The following is a 16,095-nucleotide window of genomic DNA, read 5'->3' as shown; positions in this document are numbered from 1 at the left end:
GCGGCCATCTTTTGAGACCCCGGGGGACTACCATGACCGAACGCTTTTCCCTTGCGCGCCGTTCGCGCGGCGCGCTGGCGCTTGCTCTCCTGCTTTGCACGAGCGGAACCGCAGGCACGGCGCTCGCGCAGACGCAGACGCAGGCGGCAGCAGCGCCTTCGGCGGCCGAGGCGCAGCTTCAGTCGGTGCTGGACGCACACTGGAAGTGGATGCTGACGATCAATCCCTTCCTCGCCTCGACGCTGGGCGACCACGCCGCCGACGGCAAGATGCCCGACATGAGCCTTGCCGCCGCCGACCGCAACGCGGCGCAGGAGCAGCGCTTCTACGACCAGCTCGCCGCCATTCCCGACGCCCAGCTGTCCGAGGCGGGGCGCACCAACAAGGGCGTGCTTATGCGCATGCTCAAGGACGATGTCGACGGCAACCGCTTCGGCGAGCGGATGATGCTGTTCACCACGTATTCGAACTGGGCGCAGGGTTTTGCCGACCTCGCCAATTCGCTGCCGCTCAATGACAAGGCGGACTATCAGTCCTATCTCGACCGTCTCGCCCAGTTCCCCAAGTACAACGCGCAGGCGCTGGAGATCAGCAACCGCGCCATTGCCGAAGGCTATGTGCTGCCCTGCTCGGTGCTGGGCAACACGGCGCAGACGCTGTCCGGCCCGGTGGACGGCAAGGTGGAGGACACCCGCTTCTACGCGCCCTTCACCCGCACCCGTCCAGCCTCGATCGGCGAGGCGGAGTGGAGCGCGATGCAGGCCCGCGCCGTCAGCATCATCCGCGACACGCTGACGCCGGAATATCGCGGCCTGCGCAAGTGGTTCGAGGCGAAGTACCAGCCCGCCTGCCGCAAGAACGACAGCGCCTCCACGCTGCCGCAGGGCAAGGAATGGTACGCGCTGCAGGCCCGCATCCACACCACCACGGACCTGACGCCCGACCAGATCCACCAGATCGGCCTCGACGAAGTGAAGCGCATCGTCGCGCGGATGGACGCGGTGGCCCTCAAGGCGGGCTATCCCAACCGCGCCGATTACATCCGCAAGATCCAGAGCGACCCGCAGTACTTCGCCAGGAGCCCCGAGGAACTGCTGGCGATCGCCGCGCTTCAGGCCAAGCGCATCGACGGCATGATGCCGCGCTATTTCGGCAAGCTGCCGCGCCTGCCCTACGGCATCAAGCCGATCCCCGCCGAAACCGCCGAGGGCACGACGACGGCCTATTATTTCCCCGGCTCGCCCGAGGCGGGGATCGCGGGCAATTACTACGTCAACACCTCGAAGCTGGACCAGCGTCCGCTCTGGGAACTGCCCGCGCTCACCGCGCATGAGGCGGTGCCGGGCCACCACAACCAGATCGCCCTGCAGCAGGAGCAGGACCTGGCGCCGTTCCGCAAGTATGCGGCGGGCTTCACCGCCTTCATCGAGGGCTGGGGGCTCTATTCCGAGTATCTCGGCGAGGAAATGGGCCTTTACGACACCAACGAGAAGATGATGGGCCGCCTGTCCTACGAGTTGTGGCGGGCCTGCCGTCTGGTCGTCGACACCGGCATCCACGCCAAGGGCTGGGACAAGGCCCGCGCGGTCGCCTTCATGAAGGCCAATACCGCGCTGACCGATGCCAACATCGACGCCGAGGTGAACCGCTACATCTCCTGGCCGGGCCAGGCGCTGGGCTACAAGATCGGCGAGATCCGCATCCGCGAACTGCGCGGCAAGGCCGAGACGGCGCTGGGCGACAAGTTCGACCTGCGCGCTTTCCACGATCTGGTGCTGTCGCAGGGGCCGGTGCCGCTCGACGTGCTCTCGGCCTCGGTCGACCGCTGGATCGCGGCGAAGAAGGCGGCGTGAGGGAAAGGAGAGGGCGGGGTCACACCCGCCCTTTTCGCTGAAGGGCGATGGCCGATACCCCGCTCAAGACCGCCTTCGCGCCGGTGACGGATGCGGATACGCGCGTGCTGCTGCTGGGCAGCCTGCCCGGCGAGAAATCGCTGGCGGCGGGCGAGTATTACGCCAATCGCGGCAATGCCTTCTGGTGGCTGCTGGGCGAAGTGCTGGCCGAGCAGGACCTCGCCGCCGCGCCATATGCCGAGCGGCTCGCACGGCTGCGGCGTCACCATGTCGGCCTGTGGGACGTGATCGAGAGCGCGCGGCGACAGGGCAGTCTCGACACCGCCATTCGCGAGGCGAGGCACCGCGATCTGGCCGCCTTTGCCGCAACGCTGCCGTCCCTGCGCCTGATCGCCTTCAACGGCGGCAAGGCGGCGAGGGATGGACGCCGGCAGCTGGCCGGGAACGAAAGCCGCTGGGCGCTGCTCGACCTGCCCTCGTCGAGCGGAGCCCACGCCAGCCTGCCGAGAGCGGCGAAACTGGCGGCATGGCGGCAGATCGAGGGGTATTTGCGGTGAGGGAGTGATGCGATGGCCCTGATTATCGTCGTGGGAGGCAGCGGTCAGCATGCCTCGGTAGTCTACGAGGCGGCCGTGCTCTCGGGGATGGCGGTCGCGGGACTGGCCGCGATGGACGCGGCGGCGGTGGCGCCTGCGTTCGATTGCCCCTGGCTCGGCAGTCTCGGCGCCATTGCCGATGGCGGAATCGCACGGGGCGACCGCTTCATCGCGGCTTGCGGTTCCAACGCCCTGCGCCGGGAGATCAGCGAGACCTTGCTGGCCTGGGGCGCGGAACTGGCGAGCGTCGTGCACCCCGCTGCCATCGTGTCGCCCAGCGCCTGCATCGGGGCGGGGACGGCAGTGTTGGCGGGGGCGATCATCGGTCCGCGTGCGGTGCTGGGCTGCGGCGTCATCGTCAACCACGCGGCGAGCGTGGACCATGACGGTGCCGTGGGCGATTATGGCAACTTGTGTCCCGGTGCGCGGTTGGCAGGCGGTGTGCGGATGGCGCCGGGGGGCTTCGTCGGGATCAATGCCGCGGTTTTGCCAGGGCTGTATCTGGCCGAGAATGCAGTGGTGGGGGCCGGTGCCGTCGTTACCCGCGACGTGGCGGCCGACGATACGGTTGTCGGGATCCCCGCCGTGTCGGTGCGGAGGGGGAGGCCCTGAGACAGGGGTGTTTGGCAGAAAGGTGTCAGTCCCCCGCCTTGCGGTCGGCAAAGGGCTTCATGACCGCATAGGCCGCATCCATCGCCTCCTGCGGCAGCGTTTCGAGGTAGCGCAGCGCTTCCTTGTAGGTGAGGAACGGCTGGTCATCGACCACGACCGGCGTGGTGCGTCCGTTGAAGATGCGCCGCAGCAGCCGCTTCTGGGTGCGGCCCAGCGTGCCGGCTTCGACAGGTGCTTCGACCGGATTTTCGGCGGGGGCTTCTGCGGGGCTTTCGTCTTCGCTCATCGTATGTTCCGAAAAAGGAGCGCCTCTGGCCTAATTGGCGCCGCTTGTTAACGGGTTTCTTGCGGCGGGCAGGGGACGGGCATCAGCAACTCACGCCTTCTCCGCCTCGCGCAGCTGACCCGACTTCAGCGCCGGTTTCTGCGACAGGCCGCCCTGTTCCATGATCTGCTCGCGGAATTCGTCGCGCATTTCGTGGATCGAGGCGATCACCGGGCCCATTGCCACGCCGATCTCGACCAAGGCGGCCTCGGACAGTTGCAGCGAGCTTTCCAGCGTCTCGGGCACCGCATGGGTGGCGCCGGCGCGGTAGAGCACGCCGGCATGGTCGGTATCGCGCGCGCGGGCGATGATCGGCAGGTGCGGGAAATCGGCGCGCAGCTTGCGGACGATGCGCTGGGCGGAGACCGGCTCGTCCATCGTCACGATCACCGCCGCCGCGCCGGCGACGCCGAGGCGGAGCATGGCATCGCCGCGCGCGGCATCGGCAAAGGCGACGGTATAGCCCCGGCGGCGGCCCTCGGTGATGATGTCGGTATTGCTGTCGACCGCGAGATAGGGGCGGCCATGGCGGGTCAGCATGTCGGCGACGAGATGGCCGACGCGGCCGAAGCCGACGATCAGCGTCGGCGGCGTGTCGGGCGCCTCGACCGGCTGGTGCGGGGCTTCCACGCCTTCCACGCGCCGCGCCATGATCTTGCCGATCTTGGCGAGCGCCGGGGTGATGGTGAGGCCGAGCGCGGTGACGATCTGCCAGAACATCGCGGTGCCGGGCTGGATCAGCTGCGCCGCGCCTGCCGCGCTGAGCACGATCAGCGTGGTTTCCGAAGGGCTCGACATCAGGATGCCGGTTTCCGCCGCCGTGCCGCGCCGCGCGCCCATCAGGCGCAGCAGCAGGCTGGTGACGATCGCTTTGAGCACGATCACGCCCGCCGTGGCGATCAGGATCGAGCCGAGGTTCTCCCACACCACCCACAAGTCGATCCGCATGCCCACGGTGATGAGGAACACGCCGAGGGCGAGGCCCTTGAACGGCTCGGTCATCTCCTCGACCTCGGTGTGGTACTCGGTCTCGGCGATCAGCAGCCCGGCGACCAGCGCGCCGACGATCGGCGAGAGGCCGGTCGCCGCCGTCGCCAGCGAGGCGAGGATGACCACCAGCAGGCTGGCGCTGAGGAACAGTTCCGGGCTCTTGGTGCGCGCCGCCTGCGCGAACAGCGGCGGCAGCAGGAAGCGCCCGGCCACCAGCAGCAGCACGACGACCCCGGTGCCCCAGACGAGGGTGTGGATGAGGCCGTCCATGCCCGCGCCCTGGGCATGGGGCGCCAGCGCGCCGAGCAGGAAGACGATGGGGACGAGGGCGATGTCCTCGAACAGCAGCATCGACAGCGCCGCGCGGCCGACCGGGGTGCCGGTATTGGTGATCTTGAGCACCAGCGCGGTGGAGGACAGCGCCAGCGCGAGGCCCAATGCCATCGCCCCGGTCAGGCTCTGGCCCAGCGTGGCGAACACGAAGGTCAGCGAACCGCAGATCAGCAGCAGTTCCAGCGAGCCCAGCCCGAACACGAATCGCCGCATCGCCCAGAGCCTTGCGAACGAAAGTTCGAGGCCGATCGAGAACAGCAGCAGGATGATGCCGAACTCGGCGAAGATCTCCAGCCCGTCGGGGTCGGTGATCGTCACCCAGGACAGCCAGGGATGGTCGAACACCAGCCGGCCGAGGCCGAAGGGCCCGACCAGCAGGCCGACGAGGATGAACCCGATCACCGGAGTGATGCGGTAGCGGTTGAACACGGGGATGACGATGCCCGCCGCGCCCAGGATGACGAGCGCGTCGGACATGACGGGGGAGGAAAGTGCGTTGGTACCGGCCATTGTCCATTCACTATGGCAGGGCCGCAGGCGCAGACAATGCGGTTGGCCGGATATATTTCCCCTCCTCGATCCGCTCCACCATCCGCTCTCCCGCCGGTTCCCCCATCCGCTCCTTCCGCGCGATCCGCTTGCCGCGAATTTCCAGACGGTCTCGCACGCCAAAGTGTAAAGGCGCGTAACTTCACTTGGCGTTCAGCAAAGCGCTGTCTATAGACCGGCCCCATGTTCGAACGCTCGCGCTTCAAGATCGCTCTCCTTGCCGCCGCTACCGGGGCTCTCGTTCTCACTGCCGGCTGTGCCGGTCGGGGGGGCAAGAACAAGGACACTGCCTATGTCGCGCGCGACGTCGACACGCTCTACGCCGCCGCGCAGGACCGCCTGAACAAGGGCCAGACCCGTGCCGCCGCCGCGCTGTTCGACGAAGTCGAGCGCCAGCATCCCTATTCGCCCTGGGCCCGCCGCGCCCAGCTGATGAGCGCCTTCAGCTATTACGCCTCGCGCGATTACAACAAGGCGATCCAGTCGGCGCAGCGCTTCCTCTCGATCCACCCGGGCAACAAGGACGCGCCTTACGCCTATTACCTCGTGGCGATCTCGTACTACGAGCAGATCAGCGACGTGACGCGCGACCAGAAGACCACCGAGCAGGCCAAGCAGGCGCTGACCGACGTCATGCGCCGCTATCCGAACTCGCCTTATGCCTCGGACGCCAAGCTCAAGATCGACCTGGTGAACGATCACCTCGCCGGCAAGGAAATGACCATCGGCCGCTCCTACGAGGACAGCGGCAAGTGGCTGGCGGCAACGCTGCGCTTCCGCAACGTGGTCGACAATTTCCAGACCACCAGCCACACCCCCGAGGCGCTGTTCCGCCTGGTCGAGGGTTATCTGGCCCTCGGCATCCCGGACGAGGCGCAGAAGGCCGCCGCCGTGCTGGAAAACAACTATCCGCAGTCGAAGTGGTACCAGCGCGCCTATCGCCTGATGCGCCGCCACGCGCCGGGCAACCTCGCCGCCTGAGGCGCGATTGCCGCGAACCTGCTTAACACCGGTCGCTCCTGAGAGCGGCCGGTGTTTTCGTTTGCGGATGTGCGATAGGGGCGTGACGGGCGAAAATCTTTTCGCTAGAACGCAACGCGAACATGCTGACCCGGCTCGCCATTCGCAACATCGTGCTGATCGAAGCGCTCGACCTTGATTTCGGGCGCGGTCTCGGCGTTCTCACCGGTGAAACGGGGGCGGGCAAGTCGATCCTGCTCGACGCGCTGGGGCTTGTCATCGGCAACCGCGCCGACAGCGGCCTCGTCCGCGCCGGGGAGGACCGCGCCAGCGTCACCGCCAGTTTCGAGTTCGCGGCGCTGCCCGCCGCGGTGCGCGGCCTGCTCGACGAGGCGGACCTCGAGATCGAGCCGGGCGAACCGCTGATCCTCAAGCGCCAGCTCAAGGCCGACGGCGGCAGCCGCGCCTTCCTCAACGACCAGCCGGTCAGCGTGGCGCTGCTGCGCGAGATCGCCCCCGCGCTGGTCGAGATCCACGGCCAGCACGACGATCGCGGCCTGGTGAACCCGAGGGGCCACCGCGCGCTGCTCGACCGGTTTGCCGGCGGCGACGCGGCGGTCGTGGAAGCGGCGTGGAAGACCTGGCGCAGCGCCCAGGGCGCGCTCGATGCCGCCCGTGCGCAAGTCGCCAAGGCGGCCGAGGACCAGGACCTGCTGCTGGCCCACCTTGCCGAACTCACCGCGCTGGCCCCGCAGGAGGGCGAGGAAGAGGAACTCGCCCATGCCCGCGCGGACATGCAGAAGGGCGAGAAGCTCACCGACGATCTCACTGCGCTCCAGCACTTGTGGAGCGGCTCCGATTCGCCGCTGGCGAAGCTGCGCACCGGGGCCCGGCGGCTCGACCGGATCGCCGGCGAGCATCCGCTGCTGGGCGACGCGCTCGCCGCGCTCGACCGCGCGGTGATCGAGGCGAGCGAGGCGGAGGAAAAGCTCGAACGGGCGGCAGAGGCGCTGGCTTTCGATCCCAACGAGCTCGACCGGATCGAGACGCGGCTGTTCGATCTGCGGGCCGCGGCGCGCAAGCAGCTCTGCGCGGTGGACGAACTGCCCGCCAGGATGCGCGAGATGCGCGAGGCGCTCGACGCCATCGAGGGCGGCGAGGAGCATGTGGCAGGGCTCGAGGCGGCGGCGCAGAAGGCGGCGCTGGCCTATCGCAAGCACGCCGAGGCGCTGCACGACGTGCGCCGCGCGGCGGCGAAGCGGCTCGACAAGGCGGTCGCCGCCGAACTCGCCCCGCTCAAGCTCGATGCCGCGCGGTTCCAGACTTCGGTGGTCAAGCTGGGCGAGGACCGCTGGGGCGCGCATGGCATGGACGCGGTGGAATTCCTCATCAGCACCAACCCGGGCGCGGATTTCGCCCCGCTTGCCAAGATCGCCTCGGGCGGCGAGCTTTCGCGCTTCATCCTCGCGCTCAAGGTAGCGCTGGCCGAAGAAGGCGGCGCCGCCACGGTAATCTTCGACGAGATCGACCGCGGGGTCGGCGGCGCGGTGGCCGATGCCATCGGCGAGCGCCTGGCGCGCCTGGCGAACGGCGGCGGGAATGAAAGTAAGGGCGATGCAGGCCGGGGCAATGCAGGACGGGGCGGGCAGCTGCTCGCCGTCACCCACAGCCCCCAGGTCGCGGCGCGCGGGGACCGGCACTTCATGATCGCCAAGTCCTCGCAAGGCACGGTGACGCGCACGTCGGTGACCCCGCTCAGCGATGCCGAGCGGCAGGAAGAGATCGCACGGATGCTGTCCGGCGCGGAAGTGACCGAGGAAGCCCGCGCACAGGCGAGCCGCCTGCTGGAACGCGCCTAGAGCGTTTTTCGAACGGAGTGGAACACGTAGTGACTCGGAAAAACGCGGAAAACAAAGAATCTGGTCAGAGCGTTTTTCGAACGGAGTGGAACACGCAGTGACTCGGGAAGCGCTCTAGAGCGCGCACCGGCGCGGCGGCCTCTCTCGCCCCGCACATGAAGAAACGGGCAGGTTCTGGCCTGCCCGTTTGCGCGTTCCTACTTGCTGCCGGCGGTCAGGCCGCGGGCCTCGAGCATCGGCTCGACGCTCGGGTCGTGGCCGGTGAAGTCGCGGTACATCACCGCGAAGTCCTTCGAATGGCCCTGGCCCAGGAAGCTGGCGCGGATGTGGTCGCCGTTGGCGCGGGTCATGCCGCCGTTCTTCACCACCCAGGCCCAGCCGTCGTGCGCCAGCACTTCGGTCCAGATGTAGGCGTAGTAGCCCGCCGCATAGCCGTTGTCCCAGATATGGCGGAAGTACGGCGTCTTGTAGCGCGGCGGGATGAGGTCGGTGCGCAGGCCGGTTTCGGCCAGCGCCTTGGCCTCGAAGGCCATCGGCGGCTGCGCGGCCTCATCGGGCGTCAGCGTGTGCCACGACATGTCGAGCATCGCCGAAGTCAGCGTCTCGCCCAGCGCCACGCTCTGGTTGAACTTGCCCGCCGCCTCGATCTTGGCGAGCAAGCCGTCCGGCAGCGGCGCGCCGGTCTGGTAGTGCTTGGCATAGTGCTGCAGCACTTGCGGCACGGTGGCGAAGTTCTCGTTGAACTGGCTGGGGAACTCCACGAAGTCGCGCGCGGTGCTGGTGCCCGAGAGCGAGGGGTACTTCTGGCTGGCGAAGAAGCCGTGGAGCGCGTGGCCGAATTCGTGGAACATCGTCGTCACGTTGTCCCAGCTGGCGAGCGGCGGCTGGCCGCCTGCAGGCGGGTCGATGTTCAGCGTGTTGACGATGACCGGCTTGTTGCCGGTGAGGTAGGACTGGTCGACGAAGTTGTTCATCCAGGCGCCGCCCTTCTTGTTGGGGCGCGAGAACGGGTCATAGTAGAACAGCGCCAGCGACGAGCCGTCCTTGTCGAACACTTCGTAGACGCGCATCGAGGGGTGGTAGCCCGAAAGGTCGGCGCGGCGCTTGAAGGTGATGCCATAGGTCTGGGTGGCGGCATAGAAAACGCCGTTTTCCAGCACGTTCCACACGTCGAAGTAAGGCTTGATGGCGCTTTCGTCGAGGTCGTACTTCGCCTTGCGGACCTTCTCGGCGTAGTAGCTCCAGTCCCAGGGCTGGAGATCGCCGGTCACGCCGTCGGCCCGGGCGGCCTCGGTGAGCAGCGCTGCCTCGCTGTCCTGGCGGGCGCGCAGGGCGGGAACGAAGCCCTTCATGAAGTCCATCGCCTGCTTGGGCGAGGTGACCATGCTGCTGTACATCTGCAGGGTGGCGAAATCGGGCTTGCCGAGCAGCTGCGCCTTCTTGGCGCGGGCCACCGCCAGCTGGCTGACGATGCCGGTGGTGTCGAACTGGTCGCCCGAGCTGGTGCGGGTGATGCTGGCCTCGAACAGCTTCTTGCGGGCATCGCGGTTCTGCAGTTCGGTCAGCGCCGGCTGCTGGGTGAAGTTGAGCAGCGGGATCACGTACTTGCCGGGCTTGCCCTGATCGGCGGCGCGCTTGGCGGCGGCGGCGATGGCGTCATCGCTCATGCCCTTGAGTTCGGCGGCGCTGTCGAACACCGCCGCGTGGGCGGCAGTGCCGTTGGTCAGCGTCTGCGAGAACTTGGTCTCCAGCGTCGCGATCTCGAGGTTGAGCTGCTTGAGCTCGGCCTTCTGCGCGGGCGCCAGCAGCGCGCCGCGATTGACGAAGCGCGCGTAAGTGGTGGACAGCAGCATCGCGTCCTCGCCCTTCAGCGCTTTGCCGGCGGCGCTGTCATGCACGGCCTTGACGCGGGCGAACAGCGCGTCGTTCAGGTAGATGTCGTCGTTGAGCGCGGAGATCTGCGGGCTCAGCGCGGTTTCGGCGGCGTCCAGCGTGTCGTTGGTATTGGCCGAGGTGAGCTGGCCGAACACATTGTTGACGCGGTCGTACATGCCGCCGGCGCGTTCCATGGCGACGACGGTGTTGGCGAAAGTCGGCTTGGCCTTGCTGGCAGCGATCGCGGCGATCTCGGCACGCTTCTGGGCGATGGCGGCCTCGATGGCGGGCTGCCAGTCGCTGTCCTTGTACTGGGCGAAGTCCGGGGCGTGGAAGGGCAGGGTGCTCGGCTGCGCGAAGGGGCCGCTATAGGCGGGGGTGGCAGCGGCGGCCGCATCCTTGGCCGGAGCGGTCTTGGCAAGGGCAGTCATGGGCATGCCTCCAAGCAGGCCGGCGCCGAGGACGAGCGGGGCGGCGGCGGCCATAAGCCGGGTCTTCATCGATCAGTTCTCCTGACGGCGGCACCGGGCGGGGCGCGCGGGATCGCGCCGGGGGTGCGGGGTGCCGCGGTTGGTCGGTGAAGGGGTTGAAGCGCAGAAAACCGGGGCTTGCAAGCGCTTGCCGGGGTGGGCGCGCGCGATTGCGCAACATGCCTTTCGGGCTTTCGCATGTGCCAAGCATGGCAACGCCGGAGCGCAAGCTTGTTGCGCTCCGGCGCGTCGACGGTCACCCGTTCCTGTCATCAAGGCCCTGAAGCCAGGCACCTTCATCCAGGACTTGCGCCGCCGCCGGGGGATCTCGGCAAGGTCGGTGCCTTGTGCGGGTGCGCCGTCAGTTCGACCGGAAGCGACCGTTCGACCAGATCCGCATCGGGGCTTGTTCACCCTCGGTGCTCTGGCGCAGGCGGTCTTCGTGCTGGCGGTCGAAAATGAGCGAGCCCGTACGCCGCGCAAAACGACTGCGGCGAAACGGAATCTCGGCACCGATGTTCATGGCATGCTCTCCTCTTTATCGTGAAACGCACGGGGATGCCGAAGGTTCCCGGTGAGGATTAATTCACGCGCGCGGCGATAGCATGAACGGCAGGCGGGTTCCCGCGGCGGCATCGGCCAGCGTGTGCCGGTCCAGTTCGGCGAGAAAGGCGCCGACCGCCTGGCGCAGCAGCCCGGTCAGCCCGCAGGCCGCCTGCAGCAGGCAGTTGCCGCAATCGGCCGGCTGCAGATGGGGCTCGGTCAGCCGGACCACTTCGCCGAGGGTGATGTCCTGCGCCGAACGGCCCAGCCGGAAACCGCCGCCGCGCCCGCGCACCGTCTCGAGGAGGCCCGCATTGCCCAGCACATTCACCACTTTCATCGCATGGTTGCGCGAGATCGCATGGGCCTGCGCCACCTGGGCGATCGACAGCAACTGCTCGGGATCCATCGCGGCGTGGAGCAGGATGCGCAGGGCGTAATCGGTATGCGCGGTGAGGCGCACGGGCTTCTCCTTAAATGATGCTCCCTATTTACATCTTTCTGTCGCCGCGTATAGATGCATCCAGTTTGCATCTTTTGGCAGCACAAGGACGAGTCGAACAATGGCAGCTCCTCTCAGCGAAACCACGATCGCCACGATCAAGGCCACCGCCCCCGCGCTCCAGGAGCACGGCGTGACGATCACCACCCGCATGTACGAGCGGTTGTTCCAGAACGAGGGCGTGCGCGCGATGTTCGACCAGGCCGCGCAGGAATCGGGGGAGCAGCCGCGCCGTCTCGCCGCCGCGATCCTCGGCTATGCGCAGAACGTCGACAAGCTGCAGAACCTGACCGGCGCGGTTGCCCGCATGGTGCAGCGCCATGTCGATACCGGCGTCAAGGCCGAGCACTATCCGCTGGTGGCCGAGGCGCTGCTGCCCGCGATCCGCGACGTGCTGGGCGAGGCGGCGAGCGATGAAGTACTGGCCGCCTGGGGCGAGGCCTACTGGTTCCTTGCAGACATCCTGATCGGCAAGGAAGCCGAACTCTACGCGGAGCAGGCGGCCTGATCCCGTGTGACGGCATGTAACGGTGACAATTGCTGTCGGAGCCATGCTTTGCGCTGCAATTCGCATCCGCAACATATGGACAAATACTTGGTTTTTATCGTAACCCGCTGACAAACAGGGGTGCGATATTTCTATTCATCATTGACTGGTTGCGGCGGTCTTGGCGGGCCTCGCAACCGGCGCGGGTGCGCAGGATGCAGGTGAGGGGGCGGCGACGCCTGCCGATCCGGCTTCTGCGCCGTCCGCAGGGCCGGCTTCTGGCCCGCCAACCGTCACCGGCAACCTTTCCGCCGCGCAAGTCTTTGCGCTGGCCGACGAGGCGCGTGCGCGCGGCGACTTCGCCACGGCGGAAGCTGCCTACCGCGCCCTGACGCAGGACCGCGACCTCGAAATCCGCACCGAGGCGCGCTTCCGCCTGGCGATGATGCTGGGCGACCAGCAGCACCGCTACGGCGACGCCGCGCTGGAACTGCGGCGCATTCTCGATGACAAGCCGGGGGCGGCGCGGGTGCGTCTCGAACTGGCGCGGATGCAGGCGCAGATGGGCAACCTGGCCGCCGCCCGCCGCGAACTGCGCGCCGCCTCGGCCTCCGGCCTGCCGCCCGAAGTCGAGCAACTGGTGCGCTTCTACAGCCGCGCGCTGACTGCGAACAAGCCGTTCGGCGGCTCGATCGAGTTTGCGCTGGCGCCCGACAGCAACATCAACCGCGCGACCCGCGGCGACAAGCTGGGCACCGTGATCGGCGACTTCACGCTCGACGAGGATGCCCAGGCCAAGTCCGGGCTCGGCGTCAACGTGCGCGGGCAGGGCTATGTCCGGCTGGGGCTGACCCAGGGCGCCGAACTGATGACGCGGCTGTCGACCAGCGCGACGCTCTACCGGCAAAGCCGCTTCGACGACATCTCGCTGGCGCTGCAGAGCGGGCCGCAGTTCACCTCGGGCCGCGATCTGGTGACGCTGTCGGCGGGCCCGACCTGGCGCTGGTACGGGCTCGATCCCTATTCGCTGGGCCTTGGCGGCACGGCCGCGATCCAGCACCCGATGGGCAAGCGCGGACAGCTGCGGGTCGAGGGCGGGGCCAGCCACGTCGACAACCGCCGCAATGCCTTGCAGACCGGCTGGGACTACACGCTCTCCACCAGCCTCGACCGCGCCTTTACGGCGCGGCTCGGCGGCGGCCTGCAGGTCTACGGCTTCCGCGAGGCGGTGCGCGATCCGGGCTACTCGCTGACGAGCGGCGGGGTTTCGGCCTACCTGTTCCGCGAACTCGGGCGCACGACGCTGGTCGGCACTGTCGGCTACAGCCGGCTGGAGGCGGACGAGCGGCTGTTCCTCTATCCGAAACGGCGGATGGAGGATCGCTACTCGGCCAGTATCGCGGCGACCTTGCGCGCGCTCCACGTCGGTACGTTCGCGCCGCTGGTGCGCCTGCGCTGGGAGCGCAACCGCTCGACCATCGAAATCTACGACTACCGCCGCGTGGCTGCCGAATTCGGCATCACCTCGGCATTCTGATCGCAACAGGGGAAGAGTTCATGATGAGGGTGCGACCTCTTAAGCTTGCCACGATGACGTCGCTGACGACGCTGAGCCTGATGCTGGCCGCCTGCGGTGGCGGCGGCGGCGACGTCAACAGCACGCCGGCGCCCACGCCGGCGCCGACACCGACGACCGCGAACGAAGATCTCGTCGCTCCGCTTGTCAGCGAGAGTTTTACAAACAACGCGGCCACCGGCACTGGCAGCTATCCGTTGAACGGCGATGCAGCGAAAGTGACGGCTGCTAAAGCCAGCCTCGCTTTCGGGTATGACGCGAAGACCGGCGCGTATACGGTATCGACGGCGGGGCGATCACAGACTTTCGCGAATGCGGATATCGCTAGCCAGAACGCCGATCAGGTTACCTACGCGCGCAAGAAGGGGGACACGGAAGACAGCCTTCTGCTGACGAAGGCCGGTACATCGGGTGCCCTGAATTACCAATATGTCGGCTCCGGCTTCTGGCAGCGGACGCGGCAGGGCAGCAGCAAGGTCGACGGTACGATCGACGCCTTCACGTATGGCGTCGAAACCCCGGATGCGAACGTTCCGCGTAGTGGGGCCGGAACTTACGATGTCGTTCTATTGGGATCGGGAGGACTTACGTCCTACGCCGGGGCAGGCAATCTCTCGGTCGACTTCGGTTCCGGGCAGATGCTGGTCGATGTCGGGGTTAGCGAGAGCTGGTCTGATGGCACCTCCTGGTTCTTTCCTTCAGCCTTCCGGGGATCCGGGGCGATGGCATCGGGCAATGCGTTTAGCGGCAAGTTTTCGCTTGCCACGACGACGGGCTTTAACGGTACCTTCGATGGGCGCTTCTACGGACCCGCGAGCGAAGAAGTCGGCGCTGCCTTTTATGGTGATGGCACGTTCGGAAATGGTGGGATTGTCGGGACCTTGATGGGGCGCAAGGGCACCACCGGGGTCAACACCACTCTCGTCAACCTGAACGTCAGTCAGGATTTTGTCCTGTATGCCTCGCAAATGGGGGTCCACGAGTCCACCGCCGATGGTACGTTGATGGGATATTCGTGGCCGGCTCGCGATGGTGCCGACCTGCGCTACGAGGCGGATGGGCGTAGCTGGAGCTACTCCGATTCCTACGACCGTACGGTGCGCTTTTTGGCGAGCCAGGCGGCTGCAAGCGCGGACGGACGCTTCACGACGTATGACAATGGCGCCGGTGCGTCTCTCAATCTCTATCGTGTCGGCTCGGCCAACCCCGAAATCAAGCTGACTTATGCGTCTTTCGGCTACTACCAACAAGCCAACCCCAATGGTGCGGTAGACGGATGGGGAACCTATCGAGAGTATTTCCACTTTGGGGTGCCCACCGTGTCGTTCCCGTCATCCGGCACGGCGACGTATACGGCCAAGCTTATCGGCATTGGCGCCAACACCACCGATGGGTTCGATCTGAGTGGCACTGCTCACATGTCCGTCAACTTTGGCAATGCCGCTTCCCTGGCCGGAACGCTGGACATCAGCGGCGCCAACCGCGCCAATGGTGGCATCGTCGATTTCGGACGTTTCGGCTTCTCGGCAAGCCAGACCGGGGCGAGGTTTACGGGCAACATCGACTTCGATCGCTTCCGTGGCTCGGCCTGGCTCGACGGCTCATTTTACGGACCCAATGCTGCCGAGATGGCGGCGATGTTCGGCGGCGTGCAGGGGGTCGACCCCAATCATCCGCTCGACCCGGTCTACATGGTGGGGGCGTTCGGCGGCAAGCGCGACTGACGGATCTCGCTTGTCCCGCTTCAGCGCGTGCCCGCGCCGGGCCCGACACCCTTGGCGAACTGCGATTGCAGGTTCGCCAGCGTCTGCGGGCTGATCGGGGGCAGTTCCTGCGCCGCCTTGCCTTTGCGCAGGGCGGCGCGGTCCTTTTCGGGGGGCTCGACCAGGCGCACGCGCACGGCCGCCTTGCCCTTGCCGCGCACGCCGAGGGCCTCGGCCGCCCCGCGCGAGAGGTCGATCACGCGCGCGCTCTCGCCGTAAGGGCCGCGGTCGTTGATGCGCACGAGGATGCGGCGGCCGGTGTCGAGCGCGGTGACTTCGACATAGCTGGGCAGCGGCAGGGTTTTGTGGGCGCCGGTGATCCAGCCGGGGCGGAAGCGTTCGCCATTGGCGGCGCGGTTGCCGGACTCGCTGCCGTACCAGGTCGCATAACCCAGCACGTCGTAGCCGGGCTGGCTGGCGGGCGTGTAGGTGACGCCGCGCACCTTGTAGGGCGGGCCGACGCGCACCGGCGTGTCGCTGACCGGGCGGTAGCGGGCGCCGCCGCAGGCCGCCAGTGCGCATGTGAGGCTGATCGCGAGGAGGGCTTTCAGCGCCCCGGTTAAACTGCCGCTCATGCCCGGTCCCTAGGCCGTAAACTCATAAACGGCACCATCGAGGCGTCCAAATGGCGAACATATCGGGCCGAAGCGGCCGCCGGGCGGGCTGGTTGCCCGTCCAAGGGCGGTTCGGTTCGAGATGGATGCCATTTGGACGCCCCTGCGGGGTTTGAAGCAAAATGGTCCATCGCTGCGTCAGGAAGTCTGGAAATATCGACATATTCCGTCGCCTTCCTTCCTCACGC

Annotated in this window: 14 protein-coding genes; 8 read left to right on the top strand and 6 right to left on the bottom strand. The window is 67.2% G+C overall.

Annotated features, from left to right (window positions below; genetic code table 11):
• The first annotated feature begins 32 nt into the window (after positions 1–32).
• From OKA11_RS19665 to OKA11_RS19655, 3 genes are read left to right on the top strand one after another with little or no spacing between them, the layout of a single operon-like run.
• Positions 33–1,853: a DUF885 domain-containing protein gene (locus OKA11_RS19665; protein WP_267223482.1), complete on the top strand. Its 1,821-nt coding sequence runs from the start codon at positions 33–35 to the stop codon at positions 1,851–1,853.
• A 47-nt stretch (positions 1,854–1,900) separates the two neighbouring features.
• On the top strand, positions 1,901–2,410 hold the full coding sequence (locus OKA11_RS19660; RefSeq protein WP_267223479.1) for a DNA-deoxyinosine glycosylase: 510 nt from the start codon (positions 1,901–1,903) through the stop codon (positions 2,408–2,410).
• Between the two features lie 12 nt (positions 2,411–2,422).
• Complete coding sequence (locus OKA11_RS19655; RefSeq protein WP_267223477.1) at positions 2,423–3,061, top strand: acetyltransferase; 639 nt, start codon at positions 2,423–2,425, stop codon at positions 3,059–3,061.
• A gap of 25 nt (positions 3,062–3,086) precedes the next feature.
• On the opposite strand, the gene OKA11_RS19650 is transcribed toward OKA11_RS19655, so the two are convergent.
• Together OKA11_RS19650 and OKA11_RS19645 are read right to left on the bottom strand one after the other, a co-directional pair.
• Positions 3,087–3,347, bottom strand: a complete 261-nt coding sequence (locus tag OKA11_RS19650; protein WP_267223476.1) for a hypothetical protein — start codon at positions 3,345–3,347, stop codon at positions 3,087–3,089.
• Between the two features lie 90 nt (positions 3,348–3,437).
• Complete coding sequence (locus tag OKA11_RS19645; RefSeq protein ID WP_267223474.1) at positions 3,438–5,219, bottom strand: cation:proton antiporter domain-containing protein; 1,782 nt, start codon at positions 5,217–5,219, stop codon at positions 3,438–3,440.
• Positions 5,220–5,441: 222 nt separating this feature from the next.
• Between OKA11_RS19645 and OKA11_RS19640 the strand changes: the two genes are divergently transcribed.
• The gene (locus tag OKA11_RS19640; RefSeq protein ID WP_142632683.1) at positions 5,442–6,239 is read left to right on the top strand and encodes an outer membrane protein assembly factor BamD; all 798 of its coding nucleotides are present in this window, start codon (positions 5,442–5,444) and stop codon (positions 6,237–6,239) included.
• A 122-nt stretch (positions 6,240–6,361) separates the two neighbouring features.
• Positions 6,362–8,077 carry a DNA repair protein RecN gene (recN, locus tag OKA11_RS19635; protein ID WP_267223471.1) on the top strand — a complete coding sequence of 572 codons (1,716 nt, stop codon included), beginning with the start codon at positions 6,362–6,364 and terminating at the stop codon, positions 8,075–8,077.
• Positions 8,078–8,274: 197 nt separating this feature from the next.
• Here the strand turns inward: recN and OKA11_RS19630 are convergent, their stop codons facing one another.
• The 3 genes from OKA11_RS19630 to OKA11_RS19620 all read right to left on the bottom strand — a co-directional run bounded on the left by OKA11_RS19630 (position 8,275) and on the right by OKA11_RS19620 (position 11,428).
• The gene (locus tag OKA11_RS19630; protein WP_267223469.1) at positions 8,275–10,452 is read right to left on the bottom strand and encodes a M3 family metallopeptidase; all 2,178 of its coding nucleotides are present in this window, start codon (positions 10,450–10,452) and stop codon (positions 8,275–8,277) included.
• Positions 10,453–10,783: 331 nt separating this feature from the next.
• Positions 10,784–10,945 (bottom strand): hypothetical protein, encoded by a 162-nt coding sequence (locus tag OKA11_RS19625; RefSeq protein ID WP_267223467.1) that lies wholly within the window; start codon positions 10,943–10,945, stop codon positions 10,784–10,786.
• Positions 10,946–11,008: 63 nt separating this feature from the next.
• Positions 11,009–11,428: an Rrf2 family transcriptional regulator gene (locus tag OKA11_RS19620; RefSeq protein WP_267223464.1), complete on the bottom strand. Its 420-nt coding sequence runs from the start codon at positions 11,426–11,428 to the stop codon at positions 11,009–11,011.
• 100 nt (positions 11,429–11,528) lie between these two features.
• On the opposite strand from OKA11_RS19620, the gene OKA11_RS19615 reads away from it, so the two are divergent.
• The 3 genes from OKA11_RS19615 to OKA11_RS19605 all read left to right on the top strand — a co-directional run bounded on the left by OKA11_RS19615 (position 11,529) and on the right by OKA11_RS19605 (position 15,254).
• A complete protein-coding gene (locus tag OKA11_RS19615) occupies positions 11,529–11,975 on the top strand; it encodes a globin domain-containing protein (protein WP_267223462.1) in 447 nt (148 codons plus the stop codon).
• A 160-nt stretch (positions 11,976–12,135) separates the two neighbouring features.
• A complete protein-coding gene (locus tag OKA11_RS19610; protein WP_267223460.1) occupies positions 12,136–13,491 on the top strand; it encodes a surface lipoprotein assembly modifier in 1,356 nt (451 codons plus the stop codon).
• Between the two features lie 53 nt (positions 13,492–13,544).
• A complete protein-coding gene (locus OKA11_RS19605; protein WP_267223458.1) occupies positions 13,545–15,254 on the top strand; it encodes a transferrin-binding protein-like solute binding protein in 1,710 nt (569 codons plus the stop codon).
• A 20-nt stretch (positions 15,255–15,274) separates the two neighbouring features.
• Here the strand turns inward: OKA11_RS19605 and OKA11_RS19600 are convergent, their stop codons facing one another.
• Entirely contained in the window at positions 15,275–15,868 is a 594-nt protein-coding gene (locus tag OKA11_RS19600; RefSeq protein ID WP_267223457.1) for a septal ring lytic transglycosylase RlpA family protein, read from the bottom strand.
• Positions 15,869–16,095: the final 227 nt, after the last annotated feature.

Origin of the sequence: Novosphingobium clariflavum, from assembly GCF_026420865.1 — a bacterium.
Taxonomy (GTDB): Bacteria; Pseudomonadota; Alphaproteobacteria; order Sphingomonadales; family Sphingomonadaceae; genus Novosphingobium; species Novosphingobium clariflavum.
Note: the sequence above shows the minus strand (reverse complement) of the source record. Positions and strands in the feature narration are given on the sequence as shown.